The organism is Corynebacterium hylobatis (assembly GCF_003955685.1).
In the GTDB taxonomy this organism is placed as follows: Bacteria; Actinomycetota; Actinomycetes; order Mycobacteriales; family Mycobacteriaceae; genus Corynebacterium; species Corynebacterium hylobatis.
The window spans coordinates 144,794-171,365 of record NZ_RXHJ01000001.1; the positions used below are offsets into that span (position 1 = coordinate 144,794).

The window sequence follows — 26,572 nt, forward strand, 5'->3', positions numbered from 1 at the left end:
CCGCCCGGGTTGCCGGACCACTGACGGCCACCCGCGTGGTGGCCGTCGTGGTGGTGCATTCTTAGGCGCGCTCCACCGGGTTGCGGAGGGATCCCAGACCCTCGATCTCCACCTCGATGGTATCGCCCGGGTTCATGGCCTCGGTGCCGGCCGGGGAGCCGGTGCAGATGACGTCGCCCGGCAGCAGGGTCATGGAGGCGGTGATGAATTCGATGATCTCGCCCATCTTCATGATCATCTGGTTGGAGTTGGAGTCCTGCTTGGTCTCGGTGACGCCGTCCTGGGTCAGGTGGGCGCGGATCGACAGGTTGTCCAGGTCGAAGGAGTCGATGTCGGTCTCGATCCAGGGGCCCAGCGGGCAGAAGGTGTCGATACCCTTGGCACGGGCCCACTGGCCGTCCGCGAACTGCAGGTCACGGGAGGAGACGTCGTTGACGATGGTGAAGCCCCGGACAACAGACTTCCAGTCTGCAGCCTTGACATTCTTGGCCACCTGGCCGACAACCACTGCGAGCTCACCCTCGAACTCCACCTTGGTGGCGAACTCCGGGATCCGGATGGGGGCTTCCGGCCCGACGACGGAGGTCGGGGGCTTGAGGAACAGGGTCGGCGGCAGGTGCTCGGCGGACTCCTTGAAGACCTCGGCGACGTGATCGGCGTAGTTGCGGCCGATGGCGACGACCTTGCTCGGCAGGGTCGGGGCGAGCAGCCTCACATCCGCCAGCGGCCACTCCCGGCCAGTGTACTCCGGCTCGGTGTAGGGAGTGTCCTTGATCTCCTTGGCGACGAGATTCTCCTCGCCTTCACCATCGACGACAACAAAACTGAAACCCTCAGGGTGGGCAATTCTTCCAAAGCGCATGGCGGCTACTCTACCGTGCCCGGGCCCACGCTCAGACCATCACGTCCTTCAGAGTTGATACAGGTAGCTGTGCCTGGTGTGCCAGGTACTGTTCCGCGCATGCCAGCGCATCGGTGAGAGCGTTGTGGTTGCGGTAGGCCGGGAGCCCGTAGCGCGCCCGGACCCGGGCCAGCCGGAGGTCCTCCCCGCGGGGGTAGGTGCCCATCCTCTCCATGTGGCGGCGTTCGATGGCGAAGGTGTCCACCATCGGCACCTGCAGCGGCGCATGGAACAGTCGTTGGCAGGCCGCTGAGAGGAAACCCTCCTCCATAGGTACGAAATGGCCCAGCATCGCCCGCCCCTGGAGCGCCGCCAGCAGCTGCCCGAGAGCCTCGGAGTGATCGATGCCCGCCGCGATCTCATCGTCGGTGAGCTGGTGGATCGTCGCTGAGGGACCGACGGTGAATCCCTCGGAGCCCCGCAGGATGACGTAACCGGCCCCCGAGAGGTCGATCTGTGTGCCGTTGACCGGCACCCAGCCGATGGAGACCAGCTGGTGTTTCCGTGCGTCCATGCCGGTGGCCTCCACGTCGACCGCCAGGAGGGGCAGTTCGGTGAGCGGGGTCTCCTCCGTGGGTGGGGGGACGGCGTAGAATTCCTTGAGCGGGCCGGTGGACTTCTGCGGCCGCGGGGAGCGGAAGGGCCACATCAGATGTTCCTCACCAGGTATTTCGAGGCCAGTGCGTTCTGCATGTCCTTGATGATCTGGAAGCTGTCGCGCAGGTGCTCCCGGTCCATCCTGCCCAGTTTATTGGGATCGATGTTGTAGTCCGGGGTGGTCTTCTCCCGCAGCTGGATGGCCTGGTGCCGCAGGGTGATGGAGGTGAGGTAGTCGAAGGCGTCGACAAGATCCTGTGCCCCGCGCTCGGAGACCCCGCCGGCAGCCGCCGAGTCGAGGAGCCGACGGCGCGTACCCAGGGCGGTCACGCCGCTGGACAGGGCGAACAGCCGCGCCATCTGGACGATGCCGGCCGTGCCGCCCTTCTTCACGTTGAGGGTGTTGGCGTATTCGCCGGAACGGTCAACGACCAGACCACGGAAGAAGCCCAGGGGTGGTTCACGGCGGGCCGCCAGGGCCGCCAGGTGGGCGTGCATGCGCCGTGCACCCCGGGCCCGGCTGACGGCACCGTTGTGGACCTCATCCCCCAGTCCGATCTCCCCCCAGATGCCGCGGAAGTCGAAGAAGGTCTGGGCGTGCAGGAGGGCGTCCGGTTCCGGGGCGGTGACCCACAGGTGGAAGGTGTCCGACCACTGGGAGACCGTCATCCGCCACTGCGGGTTCGAGGCCATCATGTCCCCCGGGCACAGCACCTGGCCCGCGGTGTCCAGGCCCCGGCAGACGTATTCGCTGAGCTGCGCGAAGTACTCGCCGTGTACGGCCTCGTCGTAGTCGTCGGAGAGCACCATCGCGTTGTCCTGGTCGGAGGCCAGGCCCATCTCCCGGCGTCCCTGGGAGCCGAGGACCACGAACGTGTAGGGCACCGGTGGCGGGCCGAGCTGTTCCTCCCCCAGCTTGAGCAGCCGGCGGGCCAGGGCATCCGCGGCGATCGTCATGATGCCGGAGGTCTCCTCCGCGGAGGCGCCGCGTTCGATGAAGCGGACCGCCACCTCCGAGGCCTGGGAGTAGGCGTTGCGCAGTTCCTCGGGCGAGTTCCGGCGGGAGAGGTCGGCGGTGAGGTAGATCGGGTCGTGGCGCAGCAGGCGCATGACGTCGGCGGTGGTGACGATGCCGGTGAGCTTCCCCTCGTCCACGATCGGGATGTGGTGGATGCGCATCTCCGCCATGATGATCATCGCCTCGAAGGCGAGGGTCTCGGAACTGACGGTCCGCGGGTTCGGGGTCATGATCTCCGAGACCGGGCGCATGATGTCCAGCCCCTGGGCCACCACCCTGCCCCGCAGGTCCCGGTCAGTGAGGATGCCCACCAGGGAACCGTTGTCCGTGATCAGCACGGAGGAGACCCGGTGGCGCTCCATCAGCTGGGCCGCGCGCTGGATGGTGGCGGCGGGCACCATGGACACCGGGTCGGCGATCTTGAATTCCCCCAGCCGGGTACGCAGCACATCGGAGGACTGGTCGCCGCGCAGCTCCGCCGCGGCGGCACGGATCCGGCGGGACTGGGAGGAGTAGAAGCGCAGGATGTCGGGATTGCGCTCCGCCAGGGCCTGGAACTCCGCCTTGGGCAGCAGCAGGATGAGGCTGTCCTCCACCGCGACCATCGTGTAGCGGGAAGCCTCGTTGCCCACCAGTGTGGAGTAGCCGAAGCTGCGCCCGGCGTCACGGCGGTCGAGGAGGATCCCCTCGTCGTCGAGCACGTCGACCGCCCCGGAGCGGATGATGTGGAGGTTGTCATTGGGCGCGCCGTAGCGGATGATGTGCTGGCCGCGGCGCACGTACTCCATGGTCATGCGCGCGGGGAGCTGATCCAGTTCAGCGGCGGGCAGGCGTGTGAAGGGCTCGATGTCCGCGATGAAGTCGCGGACCTCCTCTAGTTCGACCGTCATGTGCACAAGCCTAGGGCTCCGGTCACCTCCGCGGGCGGAAACTACTGGTAGGAGATGAACCAGGGGCGCGGCTCGATGCCGTAGGTCTGCTCCGGGGTGAAGGTGGGGTTGTCCTCGTCGATGAAGTTCTTCCACGCCATGAACCAGTTGTCATCCAGGCCCTGGCGGACGGCGTCCCAGGTGGCGAACTTCTCGTCCGGCACCCCGTGGCCGTCGGCGTGGAGGATGAAGGCCAGCTCCGGGTGGTCGGTGTTGATCTGCTCGCGGTCGCGCAGCATCTGCATCTGGAACTGGTGGACGATCAGGCCCTTCTGGGGCAGGTTGTTCTCGCGCACCAGCTGGGCCAGCCAGTCGGCGACCTCGTTGATTTCAGCGGCCTCGGCGTGGCCGACACGCTGGAGGGGCTGCTCGCCCGGCTGGAGATTCCACTCCGGGTCGAGCGCCAGGCCGACGTTGGGCCGTTTGAGCAGTTCCTCGTAGACCTCGGCCTGCTCGAGGAAGCTGGCCTGGCCGGGCTGGAGGTCGAGGAAGGCGTAACCGCCGGCCTCGGTGATGGCGTCGATGTAGCCGGTGAATTCGGCCGGGTCGCCGACGTTGGTGTACTTGCCGTCCGCGCCCGGGGAGGCGGAGGCGACGGTGACGATGATCTCGAAGGCCGGGACGACCGGCTGTTCCTCGAGCGCCTGGTAGCTCTGGATGTGGTCCTGCACCCGCGCCACGGCCTCGGCCGGGGGCTGCTCGCCCATCACGCCGAGGTCGCCGCCCCAGGGGTGGCCGTAGAAGGCGACCATGCGCCGGCCCGGGAAGACGAGTCCACCGCCGCCGGGCAGTTCACCGTTGGCGGCGAGGTCGACGGCGCGGTCGAAGCGTTCCTGGCTGCCGAACTGCTCTCCCAGGGCCAGGACGTCCTGTTCGGTGACCAGGGCCATGGACTCACTGGTCAGACGGGGGTCGGGGTGGTCGAGGACGGTCAGCTCCGCCCCGGCGGCCCGTGCGGTGGCCGCGGCGGCCACCGAGGTCTCCGGGCTGACCAGGACCGGGGGCATGACGTATTCCGGCTCAACTGCCGCGACGCCCTCGACCCCCTGCAGCTCCGCCGGATTGAGAGCGGCGATCTCTGCCACGGTGACCGGTTCGGCGTTCTCCCCGGCAGGCGCGGCGATGATCTCGGGGCCCTCCGGAATCGGGCCGGTCTCCCCCACCGCGATGACGCGGGAGGGTTCGAGGCGGTCAAGGCCGGCGGCGTCGGCAAGCAGCGGCACCCCCGTGGCGACGGCGATCTCCACCGCGCGACGCTGCTCCGCGGGTGCGGGGCCCGCGAGGACGACGACGTCGGCGGTGTCGAAGATGCGGTCCGCGGTGTCCGCGTCCGCGACCACCTCCGAGGAGTCCAGCGGAAGCCGGGGTGACCCGTCGGCTGTGGAGTTGTCCTCCGTTGCGGTGCTGCACCCCGCTGCCATCGCCAGTGTGGTGGTCATGGCCAGCGCAGCCGCCAGTCGCCTCATTCTTCTGCCCCTCAAGGTGGTCGTGGTCTCAGATGGTCGCGTCCACCCTACTGCAGGGCAGCGGCGATGCGGTCGCCGACGTCCGTGGTGCGGACCGGACCCTCGCGCTTTGCGACGTCCTCGGCCACCGCCGCCTCAATCCGTGCGGCGTTCTCCTCGTCCCCGAGGTGGCGCAGCAGCATGGCGGTGGACAGGATCGCGGCGGTCGGATCCGCAATGCCCTGGCCGGCGATGTCCGGTGCGGAGCCGTGGACCGGCTCGAACATGGAGGGGTTGGTGCCGGTGGCGTCGATGTTGCCGGAGGCGGCCAGGCCGATGCCTCCGGAGACGGCGCCTGCCTCGTCGGTGATGATGTCGCCGAAGAGGTTGTCGGTGACGATGACGTCGAAACGCGAGGGGTCGGTCACCAGGTAGATGGTGGCGGCGTCGATGTGGTTGTAGTCGACGGTGACCTCCGGGTACTCGGTGGCGATCTCGTCGACGGTGCGCTGCCACAGCCCACCGCCGTGCACGAGCACGTTGGTCTTGTGGACCAGGGTGAGGTGTTTGCGGCGCGACTGGGCCAGCTCGAAGGCGTAGCGGATGACCCGCTCCGCGCCGTAGCGGGTGTTCACGGAGGTCTCGTTGGCCACCTCGTGGGGAGTGCCCACGCGGATGGCGCCACCGTTGCCGGTGTAGGCGCCCTCGGTGCCCTCGCGGACGACGACGAAGTCGATGTTGCCCGGGTTGCGCAACGGGGATTCCACGCCCTCGTAGAGCTTGGAGGGGCGCAGGTTGACGTGGTGGTCGAGTGCGAAACGCATCTTCAACAGCAGGCCACGCTCGAGGATCCCGGGCGGGACCTCACCGGGGGCGCCGATGGCACCCAGGAGGATGGCGTCGTGCCCGCGCAGCGAGGCCAGGTCCTCATCGGTGAGCAGCTCGCCGTTACGCAGGTAACGGCGGGCGCCCAGGTCGTAGTCGGTGGTCTCGATGTCGTCGCGGAGGGTGCGGAGGACCTTGAGGGCCTCGTCGGTGACCTCCGGGCCGATGCCGTCGCCGCCGATGACTGCAAGTTTCATTCTGTGGGATTCCTTTCTCACCTGCTAGAACTACAGGGGAATCCTACCAGGCAGAACCTACGATTCGTCGGCGACCCAGTCATGGATGCGGCCCCGCTGGTACAGCAGCGGGCGCGCATCGTCCTCGGTGCCGCAGTCGGCCACCGAGATGGTGAGGATGGTGTGGTCCCCACCGGGGAAGGCGTTGACGATCTCACCGGCGAACCAGGCCGCGGCACCCTCGATGAGCGCCACCTCCCGGTTGCGGCGGACGATGTCCACCCCGGCGAAGCGGTCGATGCCCCGGGTGGAGAACTGCCGGGCGAGACCGCCCTGCCCCTCCGCGAGCACCGAGATACCCACCGGCGCCCCGACCGTGAGGTACGGCAGCGACGTTGAGCCGTTGTCGACGCTGAGGACGACCATCGCGGGCTCCAGGGACAGCGAGGAGAAGGCGCTGACAGTCAGGCCGACGTCCTCACCCCCGGAGCGGGTGGTCACGATGGTGACCCCGGAAGGGAAAGTACCCACGGCGGCGCGCAACTGGTCTCCTGACACGGTGAGATCTGCCAACGTCATCTTCTAGTTCTCCTCCTGGGCCCGGGCGCGGCCCAGCTCCCACTTGAGCTGGGTCTCGGACGGGGACTGGACCGGGATGAAGGCGGCCTCACGGAACCGGCGCGAGGCCGGGGAGGACTGCGCGTAACCGGCACCGCCGGCGACACGGACCTCCAGGGCGGTGGCGTCGACGGCGGCTTCCGCTGCGGCGAGGCGCAGCTCGAGCAGCTTCACGCGATCCACCGCCTCACCGTTGTCGAGCGCGGAGGCGATGGCCTCCTGCTCGGCGATCAGTTCGCTGATCCGGTCGCGGACCTGCGCCACGTCCCCGGTGAGCACCTCGTTGATGCCGGTCAGGCGGGTGGCGGCGGCGCTGATCGCGGCGTCGGCCAGACCGAGGCACTCGGAGGTCTGGAGGATCATGAAGGTCGGGCGCACCGCGCCGATGAACTCCTCGAAACCGCGCGAGAGGATCTGCGCCTCCGGCACGAAGACATCCTCCAGCGAGATCCACGCCGAGGCGGTCGCGTTCAGGCCCAGCAGGGCGAACGGCGAACCCAGGGTCACGCCCTCCGCATCACCGTCAAAGGCGAGCAGCAGACGCTCGCCTTCCGGGGTGCGGGCGGCGGTGACGATCAGGGCGTCATCAGCCAGGTTGGAGGCCCAGGCCAGACGACCGTTGAGACGGTAACCGCCCTCGACCGGGGTGGCGGCCAGATCGATGGTGCCGGCGCCGGCGGCCTCCTTGAAGGCGGGGGCCATGCCGGTCACTCCCGGACGCTGACCGGCCTCGAGGACCGGGAGGAGCTCATGGGCGTAACCGGTGTCGGCGGTGCGCAGGTAGGTGATCACCATGGTGTGCGCCCAGATGCTGAAGGCCACCGAGAGGTCCTCGGCAGCTATCCGGCGCAGCTGCCGGGCGGTGTCGCGCAGACCGTCGCGGATGAACAGTTTCTGCCCGCCCAGCAGCTCCAGGCCGTAACGGGCCGGGAGCTCGTTCTTGTCGACGGCCTTGGCATTCTCCGCGATCTTCTCCAGGATTGCTGAACCCATGCAGATCAGACCAGCTCGGAGGTGAGGTTGGCCGGACGGGTGTAGGTGTTGACCACCGGGGACCACTTGATGGCGTCGTCGTGGATCTTCTGCAGGGTCTCGCGGTCGGCGTCACCCTCGATCTCGACCTTGACGCGGACATCGGAGACGCCCGGACGCTTGTCCTCGGCCAGGTCACCCACCCCCCAGGTCGGGGAGACATCGATGTCGGACTCGATGTCGATGTCGATCTTGGTCAGGGTGACACCACGGTGGGTGGCGATGGCCTGGATGCCGACGGAGATGCAGGCGGCGAGGCCGGCCTGGGCCATCTCGGTCGGGTTCGGGGCGGTGTCGTCGCCCAGCAGTGCCGGCGGCTCGGACACCAGCACCGGCTCCAGGTTGCGGACCTGGGTGTAGTTGCGGAACTTGCCGTCAGCCTCCGTGTGGGTGCGGATCTTCTTGTGTCCACCCTCGGGGTTGTCGATGTTCTTCTGCGCGAGCTCGGCGAGCTTCTCGGCGTCGATCGGCTCGAGCGGCTGACCCTGCTGGTGGTTCGGGGTGAGGCTGGACATGGCTGTCTCCTTTGAGAAATAGCTTCTGGGACCGTTGGGAATATTAATCCACACGGTTCGGATTCACCATACCGTGTGGTCTACTTGGAGGTCCGGATGACCCACCTTCCCCGATGAGCTGCTCCGATCATGAATAAATTAATGAATAAAAAAGGACCCCCACCGCGGATTGCGGCAGGGGTCGGCAGAACAGTCGTTCTAGCTGTCCAGGTCGAGCTGGACAGCCGCGGAGGCGCCCAGGGACTCGGAGATCTTCTTCTCCAGGGCGGCGGGAACCTCGGCGTCGACACGCAGCACGAGGATCGCGCCGTCACCCTTGGCGGCCTGGGTCAGCGCGGCGGCCTCGATGTTGATGCCGGACTCACCCAGCTGGGAGCCGACCTTGCCCAGGGCACCCGGGGCGTCGGTGTACTCGAGGAAGAGGTTACGGCCCTCGGCACGCATGTCCAGGCCACGGTTGTCGATGCGGACGATCTTCTCCACGCGGTCCAGGCCGGTGAGGGCGCCGACCACGGTACGGGAGGAGCCGTCGGCGCCGATCACCTTGACGTCGACCGCGGAGCGGTGGGTGGTGGACTCGGAGGCGGTCTCGACCTTGTAGTCCAGGTCGCGGGCCTTAGCGATGGTCGGGGCGTTGACGAAGGTGACCGGCTCGTCGGTGGTGGCGGAGAACAGGCCACGGACAGCCGACAGACCCAGCACGGAGACATCGTCCTCGGTGGACAGCTCACCGCGGGCGGTGACCTCCACGTCAACCGGTGCGGAGTCGAGGAGCTGGCCGGCCAGCAGACCCAGCTTGCGGGTCAGGTCCAGCCACAGAGCGACCTCCTCGCCGACGCGGCCGCCGGAGACGTTGACGGCATCCGGGACGAACTCGCCGGCCAGGGCCTTGAGCACGGAGGCGGCGACATCGGTGCCGGCGCGGTCCTGGGCCTCGGCGGTGGAGGCACCCAGGTGCGGGGTGACGACGACCTGCGGCAGCTCGAAGAGCGGGGAGTCGGTGCACGGCTCGGTGGAGAAGACGTCGAAGCCGGCGCCCCAGATGTGGCCGGACCTGATGGCATCAGCCAGTGCCTGCTCATCGACCAGGCCGCCGCGGGCCGCGTTGATGATGATCTGGCCCTTCTTGGACTTGGCCAGCAGCTCGGCATTGAACATGCCGGCCGTCTCCTTGGTCTTGGGCAGGTGGATGGTGATGATGTCGGCGCGGGCGACCAGCTCATCCAGCTCGACGAGCTCCACACCCAGCTGGGCTGCGCGCGTCGGATTCGCGTAGGGGTCGTAGGCGATGATCTCGGTCTCGAAGGCCGAGAGACGCTGGGCGAAGAGCTGGCCGATGTGTCCGAAACCGACGACACCGATGGTCTTGCCGAAGATCTCCACACCCTTGAACTGGGAGCGCTTCCACTCGCCTTCACGCAGGGTGGCGTCGGCGGCCGGGATCTGGCGGACGGTGGCCATGAGCAGAGCGATGGCATGCTCGCAGGCGGAGTGGATGTTCGAGGTCGGAGCGTTGACCACCATGACACCACGCTCGGTGGCGGCATCGATGTCGACGTTGTCCAGGCCGACGCCGGCGCGGCCCACGATCTTCAGGTTCGGGGCGGCCTCGAGAACCTCGCGGGTGACGGTGGTGGCGGAACGCACCAGCAGGGCGTCGGCCTCCGGGACGGCTGCGAGCAGCTCCGGGGTGTTCGGGCCGTCGACCCAGCGCACCTCCACGGCGTCTCCGAGCGCGTCTACGGTGGACGGTGCCAGTTTGTCGGCGATAAGGACGACGGGCTTGCTCACGGGTGTTTACTCCTGCTTCGTTAATGAGGGTGTGGAACGTAGAACACTTTAGTCGGTGGACTTTGACCTTGGGCCACGACCTGCCCATATATGAGACAGGCCACTTCAGGAACGTACCCCCGCCCACCCACTGAAGGCGTTGGGGCCCTCGTCCCCGCCGCTGTAATCCAGGTCATCGACGTCCCTGACCACAGGTTTACCCATGGCGTACTCCACCATCCCCAGGAAACGGGCGCGGCGGTCACGCAGGAAGCCGTGGAAGTCGGACTGGTGCAGCAGGTCCGGGTTGAGCTCATGGGTGGCCAGCACCGTGTCGAAGTCGGCATCGTCGAGAAGCGACTTCGTCTGCACCCGGCTGAGGTACTGCGTCGGTGAGTAACCGTCGATGACCACCTCGGTGCGTTTGCCCATGGGCGTGCGGTTGAGCACGCTGTCCGCCACCACGTCCTCGATGCCGTTGTCCCGGCACCACTCGGCCGGGAATACGCGGTGGAAACCGGGGTGCAGATCAGGGAAGGTCCAGCGGTCGAAGGGCTGGGCGGAACGCCAGTCGCGGGCTCCCCTACCCATGAGCAGGGCGTAGATACCCTGGTAGACACCGGAGTTCTCCTGCACGGAGAAGAATCGGGATTCCGAGAAGGAGGCATCACTGATGGTCTTGGGTACCTCTGCCCCGGCATCGCAGATCCAGGCGGTGACCTGCTCGACGTCGCGGGCCGAGCGGTTGATCACCGCCGCCGAGCCGTAGAGCTCGCCGAGAATGCCGCACCAGAACCACTGGTTGAGCCGGTCCCACGCCCGGGCTGATGCCAGTGCCCTCGGTGTCTCCGCCAACCGGGCGAAGATGACCGCCAGCGGGATGAGCTGGGCGGTGTAGGGCACCTGCTCAATGGTGAGCATGCAGCGCTGGGCGAGGAACTCGGCGGTCTCCCGGAGCGTGATGCGCAGTTCCGCCCGGGCGGCCAGGTAGTCCTCGAGGGTGAGGTCGAGGATGTCCTCACGGTGGCCCGCCGCATGCCCCTGCCGGGAGGTGACCAGCAGGGAGACTGCCGTGAGGAAGTCTGTGCGCCCGATCCGGTCCAGTGCCGGGTACCGGCGCAGGACACGGCGGGTCTCCTCCCAGTCCTCCGCCATGGAGAACTCCGGGTCCTGCGTGGCGAAGACCGCCGTGAGCAGCTCGAAGACGTCCATCTGCAGGCCGGCGGAATTGGCCTGCGCGAAGATGGAGCCGATGCCGGTCTGGGCGGTCTCCCGGGCCAGCCGGATCATGGGGATGTCGTAGGCGGCCAGGGGCTTGACGATGCGGTCGTAGAAACGCTTGACGCCCTCCCGGGAACCGGCGTCCCGGGCAGCGACGTCGAAGAGCAGGTCCGTGCCCGCCTCCCACAGCAGCGAGGACACGGGGATGCAGCCGTGTGCGACAGCCGCCTCGCGGCTGGTGATGCCACCCGGGATGTCGGGGCCGAAATGCGATCTGACCTGGCCATCCTCATCCACAGAGAAGACCGCGTCATCGGGCATCACCTGAGCCTCGACCGCCCGGGAGACCTCCACGTAGAAGGTGCGGCAGATGCGTTTGGAACGGAAGTCGACGGTGTCCACCGAACCGTCCCCGCGCAGGCAGTGGTAGAGGGTGGTCAGGCGCTGCTGGCCGTCGAGAAGCAGCAGGCCGGGCGCGGAGGTGGCAGCGGGGGCGCCGGAGATCGGCCGCGGGCGGAAGCGCATGGGCGCGTTGCGGGTGTCCAACGAGAGCAGCGAACCGACCGGGTAACCGCGCAGGACGGTTACGATGAGCGAACGGATCCGGTCGACATCCCACGCGTAGGCGCGCTGGAAATCAGGCAGCTGGAGCTCGCCGCGGTCGATGCGGGAGAACAGGTCAGGCAGGTCGTAGCTCGGCGTGGTGAAACCCATGGCGTCGAGTCTATCCCCGGGTGTGAGGCACCGCTGGTGGGTGACTCGACATGCCCACATACCGAGCGGTACGGTAGCGTGATCCGCAACAAGACCATACTGTCTATCTGCACCGAACCGGAGGTTATACGTGGCGATGTTGACACGGCGCATATTCCTGGGCGCCGCGACCCTGAGCACACTGGGGGTCCTCGGCGGTCGAGCGGCCTCCGCCGGCAAGGACCCCGAGCCGTCCGACGCCATCACCATCGGCTACGTGCCGATCGCGTGCTCTTCTCCGCTGCTTGCCGCGGACGCGATGGATGCCTTCCGGCGCCGCGGCCTCAACGTCACGCTCCGCCGTTTCGCCGGTTGGGCCGACCTGTGGTCCGCCTACCTGACCGGCCAGCTACACGTCACCCACATGCTATCCCCCATGGCCGTCACCCCCACCTCCCGGCCGACCAACCTGGCCTACACGATGAACACCAACGGTCAGGCGATCACCGTCGCCTCCCGTCTCCACAGCGAGATCTCCGGCCTGCAGGACCTGCGCGGCCGCGTCATCGGCATCCCCTTCGAGTACTCCATCCACTCGCTCCTGCTCCGCGACGCCCTCGTCGCCCACGGCGTCGACCCCGTTGCCGACCTGGAGCTGCGCCTGCTGCGCCCGGCAGACATGGTCGCCCAGCTCGAGGTCGGCGGCATCGACGGCTTCATCGGCCCCGAGCCCTTCAACCAGCGCGCACTGGCCACCGGTTCCGGCCGCGTCCTGCACATGACCAAGGAGTTCTGGGACCGCCACCCCTGCTGTGCCCTGGCCATCGGCGAGGACTGGCAGGACGCGCATCCGGCGCAGGCCACCGCCGTCACTGATGCCCTGGCCGAGGCCTCCGCATTCCTCAATGCCCCCGGTAACCACGCCGAGGCAGCCAACATCCTCTCCCATGAGCGCTACCTCAACCAGCCGGCGTCACTCATCGAGCCGGTCCTCGAAGGCGCCTACCGCAACTGGGCCGGCGAGGACATCATCGACCCCGAGCGCATCCACTTCGGCGATGCGACCGACCCTGCCGCCACCGACTGGATGCGTGAGCAGCTGACCCGTTGGGAGCTCGTGTGAGCCCCCGCGTGCGCGCGGGCGCACTCGGCCTGGTCCTGTTCGTTCTCAGCGTCGGCGCCTGGCAGCTGGTCGTCAACGCCGGGGTCCTGTCCAGCCTCGCCCCCACCCCGGCAGGGGTCTGGCAGCGCGGCGTGGAGATCCTCGCCGACCCCTTCTACCGCGACGGCCCGGGCAGCGTCGGCATCTTCTGGCACCTGATGACCAGCCTCCAACGGGTGCTCATCGGCTTCCTGCTGGCCGCACTGATCGCCATTCCGCTGGGCTTCCTGCTGGGGCGGGTGCAGACGCTGCGCTGGGCCGTGGACCCCCTGGTGCAGATCCTGCGCCCGGTCTCCCCGCTGGCCTGGCTGCCCATCGGCCTGGCCCTGCTCCACGACGCCGAGCGCACCGCCGTCTTCGTCATAGTGCTCTCCGCCCTGTGGCCGATCCTGATCAACACCATCGACGCGGTCATGCACATCCACCCGACCTACCTCAAGCTCACGCAGACCCTGGGCACCCCGTTGTGGCTGGCCGTCACCCGCGTGTGGCTGCCCGCGACGCTGCCCGGGATCATCACCGGCCTCCGCCTGTCGCTGTCGACCTCCTGGCTGGTCATCATCGCCGCGGAGATGCTCGTCGGCGGCCAGGGCATCGGCTTCTTCGTGTGGAACATGTGGAACCGCCTCGACATCGATGCCATCGTCGTCGCCATCGTCCTCATCGGCCTGACCGGCCTCATCCTTGACCACCTCGTCGCAGCACTGCAGAAGACGGTCCGTTATGACTAGCACCATCGCCCTCGGGGGGATCACCCGTTCCTACGGCCCCACCCGCATCATCGCCCCGACCTCCATCGACATCGCCTCCGGCCAGTTCGTCTCCCTGCTCGGCCCCTCCGGTTGCGGCAAGTCCACGATCCTGTCGATGATCGCGGGCCTCGACCACCCCTCCACCGGCGAGGTCACAGTCAACGGCCGCAGCGCCGTCGTCTTCCAGGACCACGCCCTGCTGCCCTGGCTCAGTGCCCGCGGCAACATCGAGTTCGGCCTGCGCTCCGTCCACCCCTCCCTGAGCCCGCTGGAGCGTCGCACCATCGCCGACCGCCACCTCGATCTGGTGGGACTGGGCCACGCCGCCGACCGCCGCCCCGCCCGCCTCTCCGGAGGCATGCAGCAGCGCGTCGGCATCGCCCGGGCCTTCGCCGTCGAGCCTGAGATCCTGCTTCTCGACGAGCCGTTCGGCGCCCTCGACGCCCTCACCCGTCGGGAGCTGCAGCTGCAGCTGCTCCAACTGTGGGAGGCGGACCGCCGCACCGTCGTCATGGTCACCCACGACGTTGACGAGGCGATCCTGCTCTCCGACCGCATCCTAGTGATGTCCCCGTCCCCCGACGCCACGGTCATCGCCGACATCGCCGTCGATCTCCCCCGCCCCCGGAGCAACGTTGACCCTGATCCCGCGCTACGCCGTGAGCTGCTGGGACTGCTGCACTCCTAACCTCATGTGGGTGTGAAGGTCGGCGTTTCTCCCTCACCATCCCTTCCATGCTGCTACCGTCGCTTCTTAGTGAACTGTGTCACAAGACACTTTTCCCAGTAGTACCTGACCTCTCAATGAAATCCGGAAGGACCCATCATGGACCCCATCGCCTTCATCGAAGACAACAGCAGCCAGCGTGCCGAGGGGCTTGTCAACCTCGGGGTGCCCCAGGAGTGGGCGATGCCGGCGACCATCGCCATGTCAGTCGGCAGCATCCTCCTGCGTTTCCTCTTCCCCTTCTGACGCGAAAACCGCCCGGCCCCTCCGTCATGGAGGGACCGGGCGGTTTTGGCCTTCCGCGGGACTTAGGCGGTGGCGGTCAGCGGGTTCTTGACCCAGCTCATGAGGTCACGCAGCTTGGCGCCGGTCTCCTCGATCGGGTGTGCGGCATACTCGGCGCGCAGGCCCTCGAGCTCCTTGTTGCCGTTCTCGACGTTGGCGATCAGGCGCTTGGTGAAGGTGCCGTCCTGGATGTCGGTCAGGATGTCCTTCATGCGGGACTTGGTGTCGGCGTCGATGACGCGCGGGCCGGAGACGTAGCCACCGAACTCGGCGGTGTCGGAGACCGAGTAGTTCATGTTGGCGATGCCGCCCTCGAACATCAGGTCAACGATGAGCTTGAGCTCGTGCAGGACCTCGAAGTAGGCCATCTCCGGCTCGTAGCCGGCCTCGGTCAGAACCTCGAAGCCGACCTTGACGAGCTCCTCGGTGCCACCGCAGAGGACAGCCTGCTCACCGAAGAGGTCGGTGACGGTCTCGGCCTCGAAGGTGGTCGGGATGACGCCCGCACGGCCGCCGCCGATTGCGGAGGCGTAGGACAGGGCGAGGGCCTGGCCGTTGCCCTTCGGGTCCTGGTCGATGGCGATGAGGCAGGGAACGCCCTTGCCGTCGACGAACTGGCGGCGGACGAGGTGGCCCGGGCCCTTCGGGGCGACCATACCGACGACGATGTTGTCGGCCGGCTTGATCAGGTCGAAGTGGATGTTCAGGCCGTGGCCGAACAGCAGGGCGTCACCGTCGTTGAGGTGCGGCTCGATGTCGTTCTCGTAGACGGACTTCTGGGAGGTGTCCGGGACGAGCAGCATGATGACGTCGGCCCAGGCGGCGGCGTCGGCGTTGCTCTTGACCTCGAAGCCGGCCTCCTTGGCCTTCTCCGCGGACTTGGAGCCCTCGCGCAGGCCGATGACGACATCGACACCGGAGTCACGCAGGTTCTGGGCATGGGCGTGGCCCTGGGAGCCGTAGCCGACCACGGCGACCTTGCGGCCCTGGATCAGGGAGAGGTCGGCGTCGGCGTCGTAGAACAGTTCAATAGCCATGGGAGAGTTTCTCGCCTTTCGTCTTATGCAGATGCTGATGTCGTTTGTACCACATCATGAGACAGAGTTACCCATTCTGGTGGACCTAATATGCAGACCGTCTCACCAGATGGGATTTTGGGATGTTATTTCGAGGGTGCCATCGTCTTTGGACCGCGGTTGAGCGCGATCTGACCGGACTGGACGAGCTCGCGCACACCGAAAGGCTCGAGGACCTCCAGCAGGGCACGCAGCTTGCCCGGGGTGCCGGTGGCCTCGATGACCACGGACTCCTGGGCGACGTCGACGACGCGGGCACGGAAAATGTTCGCGGCGTCGACAACCTGCGGACGGTTGGTGTTGTCCGCGTTGACCTTCACCAGCATGATGCCGCGGGCGATGGTGGACTCCTCCTCGAGGCGGACGACCTTGAGCACAGGGATGATCTTGTTCAGCTGCTTGGTCACCTGCTCGATGACCAGCTCGTTGGCGTCGACCACGATGGTGATGCGGTTGATGCCTTCGGTCTCCGTGTTCGCGGAGACCAGCGACACGAGGTTGTAGCCGCGGCGGGTGAACATGCCGGCCACCCGAGAGATGATGCCGTCGACGTCCTGGACCAGGACGCTGAGGGTGTTGCGGACGATATCAGTGGGAGCCATGTTCCTAGTTCTCCTTCTGCTCGGCAGACTCGTCGATGACCTCATCGATGGCGGCGGGGGTCTCAGCGGCGGACTCGTCACCTTCGAAGAACGGGCGCAGACCGCGCGCGTACTCGATGTCGGAGTTGGAGGAACCGGCCGAGACCATCGGCCAGACCTGGGCGTCCTCACCGACGATGAACTCGACGACGACGGGGCGGTCATTGATCTCGCGCGCCTTCTGGATGGCAGGGATGACCTCCTCCTCCTTCGTCACCCGGATCGCGGCGCAGCCGAGCGCCTCGGAGAGCTGGACGAAGTCCGGGATGTAGGTGTCACCGAAGCCCAGCTTTGTGTTGGAGTAACGGCCGTCGTAGAACAGGGTCTGCCACTGGCGGACCATGCCCAGGTTGCCGTTGTTGATCAGGGCGACCTTGATCGGGAACCCCTCGACGGCAGCGGTGGTCAGCTCCTGGTTGGTCATCTGGAAGCAACCGTCACCGTCGATCGCCCAGACCTCCTTCTCGGGCTGGCCGGCCTTCGCGCCCATGGCGGCGGGCACGGAATAACCCATGGTGCCCAGACCACCGGAGTTGAGCCAGGTGCGCGGGTTCTCGAAGTCGATGAACTGCGCGGCCCACATCTGGTGCTGGCCGACACCGGCGACGTAGATGGCCTCCGGTCCGACCTCCTTCGACAGGGTCTCGATGACGAACTGCGGGGAGAGCATCCCGTCGGACTGCTTCTCGTAGCCCCGCGGGAAACGCTCCTTGAGCCCATTGAGGTACTCGACCCACGGGCCGATGACCGGCGGGTTGATGTTCTTCGCGGACTTGTAGGTGCGTGTCAGGGCGGAGAGGACCTCGCGGGCGTCGCCGACGATCGGGACGGTGACCTCGCGGATCTTGCCGATCTCGGCCGGGTCGATATCGGCGTGGATGACCTGGGCGTCGGGGGCGAACTCGTCGAGGTTGCCGGTGACGCGGTCATCGAAACGCGCGCCGATGGCGATGAGCAGGTCAGCGCGCTGCATGGCGCCGACGGCCGGGACGGCGCCGTGCATACCGGGCATGCCCATGTGCAGCGGGTGGGACTCCGGGAACGCACCGAGGGCCATGAGGGTGGTCACGACCGGGATGCCGGTGTACTCGGCGAAGTCCAGCAGCTCCTTGTGCGCGTCGGCCTTGATGACGCCGCCGCCGATGTAGAGGCAGGGTCGCTCGGACTCTGCGATGAGCTGGACGGCCTGGGTGATCTGGCGCGAGTGCGGCGTGGTCACCGGCTTGTAGCCCGGCAGGTCGATCTTGGGCGGCCAGACGAAGTCGAACTCCGCGTTCTGGATGTCCTTCGGGATGTCCACCAGGACCGGTCCCGGACGGCCCGTCAGCGCGAGGTGGAATGCCTCGGCCAGGGTGCGGGCGATGTCGTTGGGGTCGGTGACCATGAAGTTGTGCTTCGTGATCGGCATGGTGACCCCACGGATGTCCGCCTCCTGGAAGGCGTCGGTGCCCAGCAGGCTACGGCCGACCTGGCCGGTGATGGCGACCATCGGGACCGAATCGAGGTTGGCGTCGGCAAGCGGGGTGACCAGGTTGGTGGCACCCGGGCCGGAGGTGGCGATGCACACGCCGACCTTGCCGGTGACCTGTGCGTAGCCGGTGGCTGCGTGGCCGGAGCCCTGCTCATGACGCACCAGCACGTGGCGCAGCTTGGTGGACGAGAACAGGGGGTCATACAGCGGGAGGATGGCTCCACCGGGCAGGCCGAAGACGATGTCGGTGCCGAGCTCCTCCAGGGAACGGACGATCGCCTGGGCGCCGGTCATCCGCTCCGGGGCGTCAGCGGCACCGGGCGCCTTCTTGGCGACCGTGGCCGGGGTGGGCGATTGCGAAGCTGCCACGTTATCTAGCTCCTAATTCACAAGGACAATGCAGTTGGATACGCTACCCGGCAACCACCCCTGTGGTGTGGAGTGGGTGCACCGGATCGCAGGCGGCGACAAAAGTTGTCTGTGACCATTGATGAACACTAATGACAAAGCCCCCGAACAGACACTGATGGTGGGTGCTGTCGAGGGCGCTTGTCGATACGACCGGGCGGGAAGTCGTTACGGCAGGCGCCGCGCAGCTACTACCCGAAGTCGAATACTGATCATGACGACGATCATACACACCGATTTGCGGATAGTCGTATCGTGGGCGCCATGCTTGAGTTCGTCACCTATCTACTTAACCGTGCCTGGCACTGGATCGCCGATGTGGGTCTGACCCTGGCGATCCTGCTCGTCATAGCACTCCTCGTCCCCCGGATCGGCCGCTTCGCGCAACGCTGGTTGTCCCGCGGCATCGAGGAATCCACCGACGCCGACGAATCCAAGACCCGTCTGGCCCTCACCGGCGTCGCCATCTACATCGCCCAGATCATCGCCTTCTTCCTGCTGCTCATCTTCCTGTTGCAGGCCGTCGGTTTCTCACTGGCCGGCGCCGCCATCCCCGCGACCGTCGTATCGGCGGCCATCGGTTTCGGTGCCCAGTCGATCATCGCCGACTTCCTCGCCGGGCTGTTCATACTCACGGAGAAGCAGTTCGGTGTCGGCGACTGGGTTCGTTTCGAAGGCAACGGCATCGTCGTTGAGGGCACTGTCATCCAGGTCACCATGCGCGCCACCCGCATCCGCACCCTCAAGCAGGAGACGGTGATCATCCCCAATTCCACCGCCAGGGTGGCCATCAACTCCTCCAACTACTGGTCCCGGGCCGTCGTGGTCATGCCGGTACCACTGCTGGGTTCCGATGACGCGGAGGACGCCATCAACCGCTCCGAGGCGGCCACCCGCCGCGCTTTAAGACGCCCCGATGTCGCCGCCGAGCTCATCGGCGAGCTCGACGTCCACCCGGCTGTTGACGTCAACCCGCCCGCGACCGTCGGCATGCCCTGGACCGTGGACATGCGTTTCATGATCCAGGTCCAGGCCGGCTCCCAGTGGCTCGTCGAACGTGCCATCCGCACCGAGATCCTCGACGAGTTCTGGAACGAGTACGGCTCCGCCACCACCGTCACCGGTGAGGTCAAGGACCGCGTGGACACGGTCACCACCGCGGCCATGACCCACTCCCCGCTCATCGACGCCCCGCTACCCGGCACCCGGGACTCCGCCAACGATGAGGAGGCCACCGTCCCGGAGGGTTTCGCCGACGAGGAGGGCCGGGACCCGGCCGTCGTCGACCGCGGTATCCAGGGCGACGAACCGGAGGACACCGTCGAGGAGGAGACCCCCGCCGGGGGCGTGTTCCGCAACGATGAGCCCGTCTCAGGGTGGAAACGGTTCGCCTCTGTCGGCGGACGGGTCCGCCCCTCCACCACCTACCTCTTCGGGGTGCTGTTCACCCTGCTCATCCTCAAGAGCCTCACCGTCGAGGCCGGCGAAGGCGGTCCCTCCGGCATCCTCGCCCCGCGCCCGGTGAACACCGCCCCCGCAACCTCCGAGCCCACCCCCACCCCGGAGCCGGAATCGACCTTCGTTCCTGAGCCGACCCTGCCCACCGGGACCTTCACGCCCACCACCCCCACCGGCACCCCGGAACCGACCCCCTTCGGCGGGGAGGTGCAGGAGCCCGAGTCGACCCCGACCCAGCCACAGCAGGCCCCCCAGCAGGCCCCTACCCCCCAGCCGACCGCCACCCAGCCACAGGTCACCCCGGAGACAGGCGCCCCGACCACCCTGAACTAGCATTGACTCCATGAGTTCAGACGCTGTGCACGCAGAGTCCGTGCAGTTCAGGCCGGAACGCACCCACATCCTCGCTGCTGTACTGATGAGCGCCATCGCGTTGCTGGTCATCGGTTCCGCCCCGCAGTACCTTTTCTGGGTGCTCATCGTCCCCGTCCTCTTCATCGTCTGGGTCCTGCGGGCCCGCACGACGGTGGGGGAAAAAGGAGTGGACATCCGGTATGCCTTCCGTGGCTCCCGCTTCATCAAGTGGGAGAACATGGCCGGCATCGCCTTCAAGGGTTCGCGTGCGCTGCTGACCACCAAGGACGGTAAATCCCACCCCCTGCCCGCCGTGACCTTCAACTCCCTGCCGAAGCTGGCGGAGGCCTCCCGCGGCCGGATCCCGGACGTAGTGGGTTCCGCCGAGGAGGCCGCCGAGGACAAGGTGACCATCATCCGACGGGATGGGGAGCAGATCCTCATCTCGAAGGAGGAGTACGCTGCCCGGCAGGAATCCTCCGGGAAGAAACCCGACAACCCCGACACCATCAACAATTCAAGGAGCAACTAAGTGATCCCGCTTCGATCCCGAGTCACCACCGTCGGCCGTAACGCCGCCGGAGCCCGTGCCCTGTGGCGTGCCACCGGCACCCAGGAGCACGAGTTCGGCAAGCCGATCGTCGCGATCGTCAACTCCTACACCCAGTTCGTGCCGGGTCACGTCCACCTCAAGAACGTCGGCGACATCGTCGCCGACGCCGTCCGTGCCGCGGGTGGCGTTCCGAAGGAGTTCCACACCATCGCCGTCGACGACGGCATCGCCATGGGCCACGGCGGCATGCTCTACTCACTGCCCTCCCGTGAGATCATCGCCGACTCCGTCGAGTACATGGTCAACGCGCACACCGCCGACGCCATGGTCTGCATCTCCAACTGCGACAAGATCACCCCGGGCATGCTCAACGCCGCGCTGCGCCTGAACATCCCTGCCGTCTTCGTCTCCGGCGGCCCGATGGAGGCCGGCAAGGCCGTCGTCGTCGACGGCGTCGCCCAGGCCCCCACGGACCTGATCACGGCGATCGCCGCCTCCGCGAACGAGGCCATCTCGGATGCTGATCTGGCGACCATTGAGGAGTCCGCCTGCCCGACCTGCGGTTCCTGCTCCGGCATGTTCACCGCCAACTCGATGAACTGCCTCACCGAGGCCCTCGGCCTGTCCCTGCCGGGCAACGGCACCACGCTGGCCACCCACTCCGCCCGCCGCCGCCTCTTCGAGCAGGCCGGCGAGACCATCGTCGACCTGTGCCGCCGCTACTACGGCGAGGAGGACGAGTCCGTCCTGCCGCGTAATGTCGCCACCAAGGAAGCCTTCCGCAACGCCATGGCGCTGGACATGGCCATGGGTGGCTCCACCAACACGATCCTGCACACCCTGGCCGCCGCGCAGGAGGGTGAGATCGACTTCGACCTCAGCGACATCGAGGAGATCTCCCACCAGGTCCCCTGCCTGTCCAAGGTCGCCCCCAACGGCGACTACCACGTGGAGGATGTCCACCGTGCCGGCGGCATCCCCGCCATCCTGGGTGAGTTGCGCCGTGCCGACCTGCTCAGCGACGACGTCCACACCATCAGCTACAACTCACTCGGCGAGTGGCTCGATGACTGGGACATCCGTGGTGGCAAGGCCACCGACGAGGCCCTCGATCTCTTCCACGCCGCCCCGGGTGGCGTGCGCACCACCGAGCCCTTCTCCACCGACAACCGCTGGAGCTCCCTGGACACCGACGCGAAGAGCGGCTGCATCCACAACGTTGAGCACGCCCACTCCGCCGATGGCGGTCTGGTGGTCCTGCGCGGCAACCTGGCCCCGGACGGATCCGTCCTCAAGACCGCCGGCGTCAAGGAGGAGCTCTGGAGCTTCACCGGCCCGGCCCGCGTCGTCGACTCCCAGGAGGCGGCCGTCTCCACCATCCTCAAGCGCGAGGTCCAGCCCGGTGAGGTCGTGGTCATCCGCTACGAGGGTCCCGCCGGCGGTCCCGGCATGCAGGAGATGCTCCACCCGACCTCCTTCCTCAAGGGTGCCGGCCTGGGCGAGGCCTGCGCGTTGATCACCGACGGCCGCTTCTCCGGCGGCACCTCCGGGCTGTCCATCGGCCACATCTCCCCCGAGGCCGCCCACGGTGGTCTCATCGGCCTGGTGCGCAACGGTGACCCGATCACCATCGATGTCCAGACCCGCCGTCTGTCGCTGGATCTGCCGGAGGAGGAGATCGAGACCCGCCGCGCGGAGATGGAGGCCAGCGAGAAGCCCTGGACCCCCGACCGCGAGCGTGTCGTCACCAAGGCGCTGCGCGCGTACGCCGCGATGGCCACATCGGCCGATAAGGGTGCTGTCCGCCAGGTCGACTAACATCGGCCGGGTGAGTTCCCCCGATACATCCCTGAAGCCCGCGAAGCTTTCCCTGGACACCATCCTCAAGATGGTGACCGCCCTGGGACTGGTCGCGGGCTTCGGCGTCACGGGGCGCCAGCTGATGATCACCGACTTCCCCGTCGACATGATCATCTACCGCGAGGGCGTGCGAGCCTTCCTTGAGGGCAGTGAGATGTACTCCGTCCCCATGTACGCGGGTGACCTGGCGCTGCCGTTCATCTATCCCCCGTTCGGCGCCCTCGTTCTCGTGCCCCTCACGGTCTTCGACGCCATCCACCACGACCTTGCCGGCGACATCATCATCATGGCCTCCTCGGCGTTGATCCTGGTCTGCCTGTGGTTCGTGCTGAGGGCGGTGACGCGCGGGAGTGTCGATAAGCGCGGCCTGGCCGCCCTCACCGCTGCGACCTGGCCGGTGGTACTGCTCATCGAACCTGTCTGGTTGAACGCGGGCTTCGCGCAGGTCAACGTGGTGATCATGGCGCTGGTCGTACTCGATCTCGTGCCCAGGCGACGTTTCCTGCCGCAGGGCAGCCTCATCGGCATCGCGGCGGCCATCAAGATCACCCCTCTGGCGATGCTGCTGTATTTCCTCCTGCGTCGCGATTTCCGAGCCATCATCACCGCCGGTGTCTCCGCCCTCGTGGTCACGGGGCTGGCCGCACTAGTCCGCTGGGACGCGACCGTCGACTACTTCTCCACCGTCCTGCTGGGCATGGGCACCGACAGCGAGTTCGGCGTCAGCGCCGTCTACCAGTCCAACAGCTCCCTCAAGGGCATGCTCATGCGCTGGTGGACCAGCGACGCCGCCCTCGACGCGAACTCCACCCTGACCAACATCATCTGGCTGGTATTCGCCCTGTTGACGATCGTACTCGGCGGGTGGCTGATGATCGCGCTCTTCCGCCGCGACATGCTTATCGACGCCGCCCTCGTCAACGCCGTCATCATGCTCCTCATCTCCCCCGTCTCCTGGTCCCACCACTGGGTCTGGCTGACCCTGCTGCTGCCGGTCCTCGCCTGGCGTTGCCTGACGGTGCTCCGCGCCCCCGTGACACTGTCCGCCCTTGTTCTCCTGTGGTCCGTCCTCGTGCTCACCCAGCCCCCGAAGTGGTGGTTCGGCGACTCCGTGGAGATCCACTACTTCAACGCCGTGGACAAATTCCTCGTCTCCGATTTCGTGTGGCTGGGCCTTGCCGTGCTCATCTCCTGGGCCTTCGCTCTGCGCCAGGCTCCCCGCGCCCCTACACCCTCCTGAGCTGCCCTTTCATCGAAAGTTCACCCCCATCCGTCACCCTCATGTCGGGGCCGTGGTCTAGCGTCGGAATCGAACAGGAAAGCGACAATGTTCGAAGGGGGTGAACACGCACGATGCAGCCGTCATGGAGTATCCACAACGCGGCCGACCCGCATGCGGTGGCACGCCTGCACAAAACCGCCGGGGAGTACCACTTCTGGCGGGCGGTCGAACCCGACGACACCGCCAAGGACACCGAGGACTGGACCACCCTGGCCACCCGGATCACCCGCTCCACCGCTCTACCCCAGGACCACATCACCGCCAACCTCTTCGCACTCGAGACCCTCGACCGGCTCCCGAAACTCAAAGAGCTGGTCGAGACCACCTGGGTGCTCGACATGCGCTACCTGGGTGTCATCGACCGTGCCGCCACCAGAGCCCCGCAACGCCTGCAGGACGACCCCTACTACTGGGAAGCCCTGGATCAGGCACTGGTGGACAGGCTCACCCCGTCCCGGGCACACCAGCTACTACCCGTACCCCGGACCATCGCCCGGGTCGTGGACACCACCATCACCACCCTGCAGACCCACGACGACCACCCGGCCTGGCCCCCGGTCCCGGAACCCGACCCACCACCAGAGCCGGAGGGGGATCCTGAGGAGGATCCGGACAGCCGGGAGGACAACTCCGAGGGGAACACAGGGGCACAGGGCTCTGAGGGGGATCCCGGTACCGGGGAGCACGACGCCGAGGGGAACAGCGAGGACGACGGGGAGGACACCGCGGCCAGCCCGCAGCCGTGTCTTGACCCGGCAGAGCTTATGCGCTCCCTGCCACCCCTGGGCGATGTCCCGGCGCCGGGGTTGTGGATCGACACCGAGGACAACGCCACCCTCCGCTTCGAACTCTCCGTCGACCAGGCCACCGGCACCCTGATCCGGGATGCGGTGTGGCAGGTCGCCAAGGCCGCTGGCATCAGCCAGGCCCGCGCCATGGTCATGCTCATCCTCGGCCAGGCCACCACCTCGGTGACCACCCACCTCTACACCGCCCGTGATGTCCCCGACGCCCCGGTGTTCCACCCCCTGGCAGGGGTGCTCACCGAGCAGGCCGCCGCCCGTCTGCTGGGCATCTCTGAGCGCGCCACCGACATGGATGCCGCTGCCACCGCCCACACCCCGGCCTACACCCCGACCGAAGTGATCCGGGCGTTTCTGGTGGGTCGGGACTGGTGCTGCCGGTGGCCGGGCTGCGGGACACCCGCACTCGGTGGGGACAATGACCACCGGGTCAACCACCATGAGGGTGGGCCCACCACGCCGGCGAACATGGTGATGCTGTGCCGGCACCACTACAACCGCAAAACTGACCTCCAGGCCACCTATCTGCTCGATCCCATCACGGGGGATGTGTTCTGGTTGTTTGCCGACGGTACCTGGGCGGTGGATCATGCGGAGGGGCCGTTGGCGCCGGTGGAGAAACGCTGGGTGCAGACCTACACGCAACGCCGGCAGCGTCGGGGTGAGCGGGCCGCAGCGAGGGCGGCGGCCCAGGAATTCGAGGCGTACCAGTACGGGGCGGAAGCGCGTGCCCGGGCGCAGGAGGAATTCGAGGAGGCCATCGCCGAGGCCGATACCGACCCCGGTCGGGCCCCACCCGGAGGCCCCGACCAACCACCCTCCTGAAACGGCTCACCCCGGGCCTGCCTGCACATGGCAGGAACCCGGGGCAGGCGGGGACGTCGATAAGCAGAATTCAGAAAAAGAAGAACCGGCCGTGGCACCTACATCCACGGCCGGTCCAGGGGCACCCAGATCCCGACGTCAGAGCAGAAGGTCAGACGAGAGGGTTGACACCTGCGCCGAACCACCAGAGAGCGATACCGCCGGCGATGGCCAATACCAGGAAGATCCAGGAGCTGACCAGCGGGCGACGGGCCCAACTGCGCCCATAGTCCAGGGAGATGAAGCCCGGGCCGGTGAACTGGAGGGCGAGGGAGCTGCCGAGCAGGACCAGGGAGAGCCACACGGATTCCGGCCAGGCGAAGACGTTGAGACCGGCACCGGAGGTAGTCAGTTCATGCAGGGCGGTGAACGACGTCGCGACGGTGGCGACCATCGCGAAGACGGGCGTGATCAGGCCCAGGAGAAGGAAGACACCGGCGGCCAGCTGCAGGGCGGGGACGATGATCGCCAGGCCGCCCGGGGCGAGGTAACCGGCGTAGTCCGCCTCCAGGCCGGACAGACCCGGGTTACCGCCGAGGCGGAAGAAGGTGCCCACGGCCTCGAGGATGAGCCACAGGCCGAGCATGACGCGGACGATCAGCAGGCCGAAGTCGATGGTGCCGCGGCGGTGGTCCGGGGCATCCGTCGCCACTGCCGTGGAGCCCTGGTCGTATTCGGTGACGGTGGACACCGGAGCGGCGGCCGGGGTCGAGGTCACCGCCATCGGAGTGATCGTGGTGGGCTGCTCCTTGGGGCGGTCGTAGGCGAAGGTCTCATTGCCGGTGTTGGCGGGCGCGGCGAAGTCCTGATCGGTGTAGGCCGGGATCTCCTGCGGGGCGGCGCGGCCGGAACGGTTGAAGAGGCCACCGGAGGTCTGCGGAAACTGGGCCGTGGCGGTGTCTTCACCATCACCCTGCGCAGCGGAGGTGGCGTCCTTGCGGTAGGTGGGCACGTCGTCGTATGAGCCCGCGCGGTCGGGGGTCTGGTTTTTGTCGCTCATACCGCCAGGTTAGGACAATCCGGCCACCGGGGTCGGGCTTGAACGGGCGTGCCGTGTTGCGAAAAACCTACAGATC

The 26,572-nt window shown here is 67.2% G+C and carries 23 protein-coding genes; 9 read left to right on the forward strand and 14 right to left on the reverse strand.

What is annotated here, in order from left to right; genetic code table 11:
• Positions 1 to 61: 61 nt before the first annotated feature.
• The 10 genes from EAH68_RS00640 to EAH68_RS00685 form a co-directional block, all read right to left on the reverse strand.
• A complete protein-coding gene (locus EAH68_RS00640) occupies positions 62 to 862 on the reverse strand; it encodes a fumarylacetoacetate hydrolase family protein (protein ID WP_126119383.1) in 801 nt (266 codons plus the stop codon).
• Between the two features lie 31 nt (positions 863 to 893).
• Positions 894 to 1,550 (reverse strand): exonuclease domain-containing protein, encoded by a 657-nt coding sequence (locus EAH68_RS00645; RefSeq protein WP_126119384.1) that lies wholly within the window; start codon positions 1,548 to 1,550, stop codon positions 894 to 896.
• On the reverse strand, positions 1,550 to 3,406 hold the full coding sequence (locus tag EAH68_RS00650) for a DUF294 nucleotidyltransferase-like domain-containing protein (protein ID WP_126119385.1): 1,857 nt from the start codon (positions 3,404 to 3,406) through the stop codon (positions 1,550 to 1,552). The genes EAH68_RS00645 and EAH68_RS00650 overlap by 1 nt, the downstream gene beginning before the upstream one ends.
• 41 nt (positions 3,407 to 3,447) lie before the next feature.
• On the reverse strand, positions 3,448 to 4,911 hold the full coding sequence (locus tag EAH68_RS00655) for a cell wall-binding repeat-containing protein (protein ID WP_126119386.1): 1,464 nt from the start codon (positions 4,909 to 4,911) through the stop codon (positions 3,448 to 3,450).
• Positions 4,912 to 4,958: 47 nt separating this feature from the next.
• Positions 4,959 to 5,972, reverse strand: a complete 1,014-nt coding sequence (locus EAH68_RS00660; RefSeq protein ID WP_126119387.1) for a 3-isopropylmalate dehydrogenase — start codon at positions 5,970 to 5,972, stop codon at positions 4,959 to 4,961.
• Between the two features lie 57 nt (positions 5,973 to 6,029).
• Positions 6,030 to 6,530, reverse strand: a complete 501-nt coding sequence (locus EAH68_RS00665) for a flavin reductase family protein (RefSeq protein WP_126119388.1) — start codon at positions 6,528 to 6,530, stop codon at positions 6,030 to 6,032.
• A 3-nt stretch (positions 6,531 to 6,533) separates the two neighbouring features.
• Positions 6,534 to 7,562 (reverse strand): acyl-CoA dehydrogenase family protein, encoded by a 1,029-nt coding sequence (locus EAH68_RS00670; protein ID WP_126119389.1) that lies wholly within the window; start codon positions 7,560 to 7,562, stop codon positions 6,534 to 6,536.
• Between the two features lie 5 nt (positions 7,563 to 7,567).
• Entirely contained in the window at positions 7,568 to 8,116 is a 549-nt protein-coding gene (locus EAH68_RS00675) for an OsmC family protein (protein WP_126119390.1), read from the reverse strand.
• A 198-nt stretch (positions 8,117 to 8,314) separates the two neighbouring features.
• Positions 8,315 to 9,907, reverse strand: coding sequence for a phosphoglycerate dehydrogenase (gene serA, locus EAH68_RS00680; protein ID WP_126119391.1), 1,593 nt, complete (start codon positions 9,905 to 9,907; stop codon positions 8,315 to 8,317).
• Positions 9,908 to 10,012: 105 nt separating this feature from the next.
• The gene (locus EAH68_RS00685; RefSeq protein WP_126119392.1) at positions 10,013 to 11,821 is read right to left on the reverse strand and encodes a GmrSD restriction endonuclease domain-containing protein; all 1,809 of its coding nucleotides are present in this window, start codon (positions 11,819 to 11,821) and stop codon (positions 10,013 to 10,015) included.
• A 136-nt stretch (positions 11,822 to 11,957) separates the two neighbouring features.
• Between EAH68_RS00685 and EAH68_RS00690 the strand changes: the two genes are divergently transcribed.
• From EAH68_RS00690 to EAH68_RS14660, 4 genes are all read left to right on the forward strand, one after another.
• Positions 11,958 to 12,923, forward strand: a complete 966-nt coding sequence (locus EAH68_RS00690; RefSeq protein WP_126119393.1) for an ABC transporter substrate-binding protein — start codon at positions 11,958 to 11,960, stop codon at positions 12,921 to 12,923.
• Positions 12,920 to 13,693 carry an ABC transporter permease gene (locus EAH68_RS00695; RefSeq protein ID WP_126119394.1) on the forward strand — a complete coding sequence of 258 codons (774 nt, stop codon included), beginning with the start codon at positions 12,920 to 12,922 and terminating at the stop codon, positions 13,691 to 13,693. The genes EAH68_RS00690 and EAH68_RS00695 overlap by 4 nt, the downstream gene beginning before the upstream one ends.
• Positions 13,686 to 14,402 (forward strand): ABC transporter ATP-binding protein, encoded by a 717-nt coding sequence (locus EAH68_RS00700; RefSeq protein ID WP_126119395.1) that lies wholly within the window; start codon positions 13,686 to 13,688, stop codon positions 14,400 to 14,402. The genes EAH68_RS00695 and EAH68_RS00700 overlap by 8 nt, the downstream gene beginning before the upstream one ends.
• 138 nt (positions 14,403 to 14,540) lie before the next feature.
• Entirely contained in the window at positions 14,541 to 14,687 is a 147-nt protein-coding gene (locus tag EAH68_RS14660) for a hypothetical protein (RefSeq protein ID WP_164546361.1), read from the forward strand.
• Positions 14,688 to 14,749: 62 nt separating this feature from the next.
• Here EAH68_RS14660 and ilvC read toward each other — a convergent pair whose 3' ends face one another.
• The 3 genes from ilvC to EAH68_RS00715 form a co-directional block, all read right to left on the reverse strand.
• Positions 14,750 to 15,763: a ketol-acid reductoisomerase gene (gene ilvC, locus EAH68_RS00705; RefSeq protein ID WP_126119396.1), complete on the reverse strand. Its 1,014-nt coding sequence runs from the start codon at positions 15,761 to 15,763 to the stop codon at positions 14,750 to 14,752.
• Between the two features lie 125 nt (positions 15,764 to 15,888).
• A complete protein-coding gene (gene ilvN, locus EAH68_RS00710; protein WP_126119397.1) occupies positions 15,889 to 16,404 on the reverse strand; it encodes an acetolactate synthase small subunit in 516 nt (171 codons plus the stop codon).
• 4 nt (positions 16,405 to 16,408) lie between these two features.
• Positions 16,409 to 18,283, reverse strand: a complete 1,875-nt coding sequence (locus tag EAH68_RS00715; RefSeq protein ID WP_126119398.1) for an acetolactate synthase large subunit — start codon at positions 18,281 to 18,283, stop codon at positions 16,409 to 16,411.
• A 303-nt stretch (positions 18,284 to 18,586) separates the two neighbouring features.
• Between EAH68_RS00715 and EAH68_RS00720 the strand changes: the two genes are divergently transcribed.
• The 5 genes from EAH68_RS00720 to EAH68_RS00740 all read left to right on the forward strand — a co-directional run bounded on the left by EAH68_RS00720 (position 18,587) and on the right by EAH68_RS00740 (position 25,457).
• A complete protein-coding gene (locus tag EAH68_RS00720; protein WP_126119399.1) occupies positions 18,587 to 20,113 on the forward strand; it encodes a mechanosensitive ion channel family protein in 1,527 nt (508 codons plus the stop codon).
• A gap of 10 nt (positions 20,114 to 20,123) precedes the next feature.
• On the forward strand, positions 20,124 to 20,666 hold the full coding sequence (locus EAH68_RS00725; protein ID WP_126119400.1) for a PH domain-containing protein: 543 nt from the start codon (positions 20,124 to 20,126) through the stop codon (positions 20,664 to 20,666).
• Positions 20,667 to 22,505 (forward strand): dihydroxy-acid dehydratase, encoded by a 1,839-nt coding sequence (gene ilvD, locus EAH68_RS00730; protein WP_126119401.1) that lies wholly within the window; start codon positions 20,667 to 20,669, stop codon positions 22,503 to 22,505.
• 10 nt (positions 22,506 to 22,515) lie between these two features.
• Complete coding sequence (locus EAH68_RS00735) at positions 22,516 to 23,787, forward strand: glycosyltransferase family 87 protein (RefSeq protein WP_241228221.1); 1,272 nt, start codon at positions 22,516 to 22,518, stop codon at positions 23,785 to 23,787.
• A gap of 113 nt (positions 23,788 to 23,900) precedes the next feature.
• Positions 23,901 to 25,457 (forward strand): HNH endonuclease signature motif containing protein, encoded by a 1,557-nt coding sequence (locus EAH68_RS00740; protein ID WP_126119402.1) that lies wholly within the window; start codon positions 23,901 to 23,903, stop codon positions 25,455 to 25,457.
• A gap of 151 nt (positions 25,458 to 25,608) precedes the next feature.
• Here EAH68_RS00740 and EAH68_RS00745 read toward each other — a convergent pair whose 3' ends face one another.
• On the reverse strand, positions 25,609 to 26,496 hold the full coding sequence (locus EAH68_RS00745; protein WP_126119403.1) for a DoxX family protein: 888 nt from the start codon (positions 26,494 to 26,496) through the stop codon (positions 25,609 to 25,611).
• Positions 26,497 to 26,572 lie beyond the last annotated feature (76 nt).

Excerpts from the sequence above, each read along its gene's own strand:
- EAH68_RS00640 (WP_126119383.1), bottom strand. The coding sequence starts at position 862 with ATGCGCTTTGGAAGAATTGCCCACCCTGAGGGTTTCAGTTTTGTTGTC.
- EAH68_RS00645 (WP_126119384.1), bottom strand. The coding sequence starts at position 1,550 with ATGTGGCCCTTCCGCTCCCCGCGGCCGCAGAAGTCCACCGGCCCGCTC.
- EAH68_RS00650 (WP_126119385.1), bottom strand. The coding sequence starts at position 3,406 with ATGACGGTCGAACTAGAGGAGGTCCGCGACTTCATCGCGGACATCGAG.
- EAH68_RS00655 (WP_126119386.1), bottom strand. The coding sequence starts at position 4,911 with ATGAGGCGACTGGCGGCTGCGCTGGCCATGACCACCACACTGGCGATG.
- EAH68_RS00660 (WP_126119387.1), bottom strand. The coding sequence starts at position 5,972 with ATGAAACTTGCAGTCATCGGCGGCGACGGCATCGGCCCGGAGGTCACC.
- EAH68_RS00665 (WP_126119388.1), bottom strand. The coding sequence starts at position 6,530 with ATGACGTTGGCAGATCTCACCGTGTCAGGAGACCAGTTGCGCGCCGCC.
- EAH68_RS00670 (WP_126119389.1), bottom strand. The coding sequence starts at position 7,562 with ATGGGTTCAGCAATCCTGGAGAAGATCGCGGAGAATGCCAAGGCCGTC.
- EAH68_RS00675 (WP_126119390.1), bottom strand. The coding sequence starts at position 8,116 with ATGTCCAGCCTCACCCCGAACCACCAGCAGGGTCAGCCGCTCGAGCCG.
- EAH68_RS00685 (WP_126119392.1), bottom strand. The coding sequence starts at position 11,821 with ATGGGTTTCACCACGCCGAGCTACGACCTGCCTGACCTGTTCTCCCGC.
- EAH68_RS00690 (WP_126119393.1), top strand. The coding sequence starts at position 11,958 with ATGTTGACACGGCGCATATTCCTGGGCGCCGCGACCCTGAGCACACTG.
- EAH68_RS00700 (WP_126119395.1), top strand. The coding sequence starts at position 13,686 with ATGACTAGCACCATCGCCCTCGGGGGGATCACCCGTTCCTACGGCCCC.
- EAH68_RS14660 (WP_164546361.1), top strand. The coding sequence starts at position 14,541 with ATGGACCCCATCGCCTTCATCGAAGACAACAGCAGCCAGCGTGCCGAG.
- ilvC (WP_126119396.1), bottom strand. The coding sequence starts at position 15,763 with ATGGCTATTGAACTGTTCTACGACGCCGACGCCGACCTCTCCCTGATC.
- ilvN (WP_126119397.1), bottom strand. The coding sequence starts at position 16,404 with ATGGCTCCCACTGATATCGTCCGCAACACCCTCAGCGTCCTGGTCCAG.
- EAH68_RS00720 (WP_126119399.1), top strand. The coding sequence starts at position 18,587 with ATGCTTGAGTTCGTCACCTATCTACTTAACCGTGCCTGGCACTGGATC.
- EAH68_RS00725 (WP_126119400.1), top strand. The coding sequence starts at position 20,124 with ATGAGTTCAGACGCTGTGCACGCAGAGTCCGTGCAGTTCAGGCCGGAA.
- EAH68_RS00740 (WP_126119402.1), top strand. The coding sequence starts at position 23,901 with ATGCAGCCGTCATGGAGTATCCACAACGCGGCCGACCCGCATGCGGTG.
- EAH68_RS00745 (WP_126119403.1), bottom strand. The coding sequence starts at position 26,496 with ATGAGCGACAAAAACCAGACCCCCGACCGCGCGGGCTCATACGACGAC.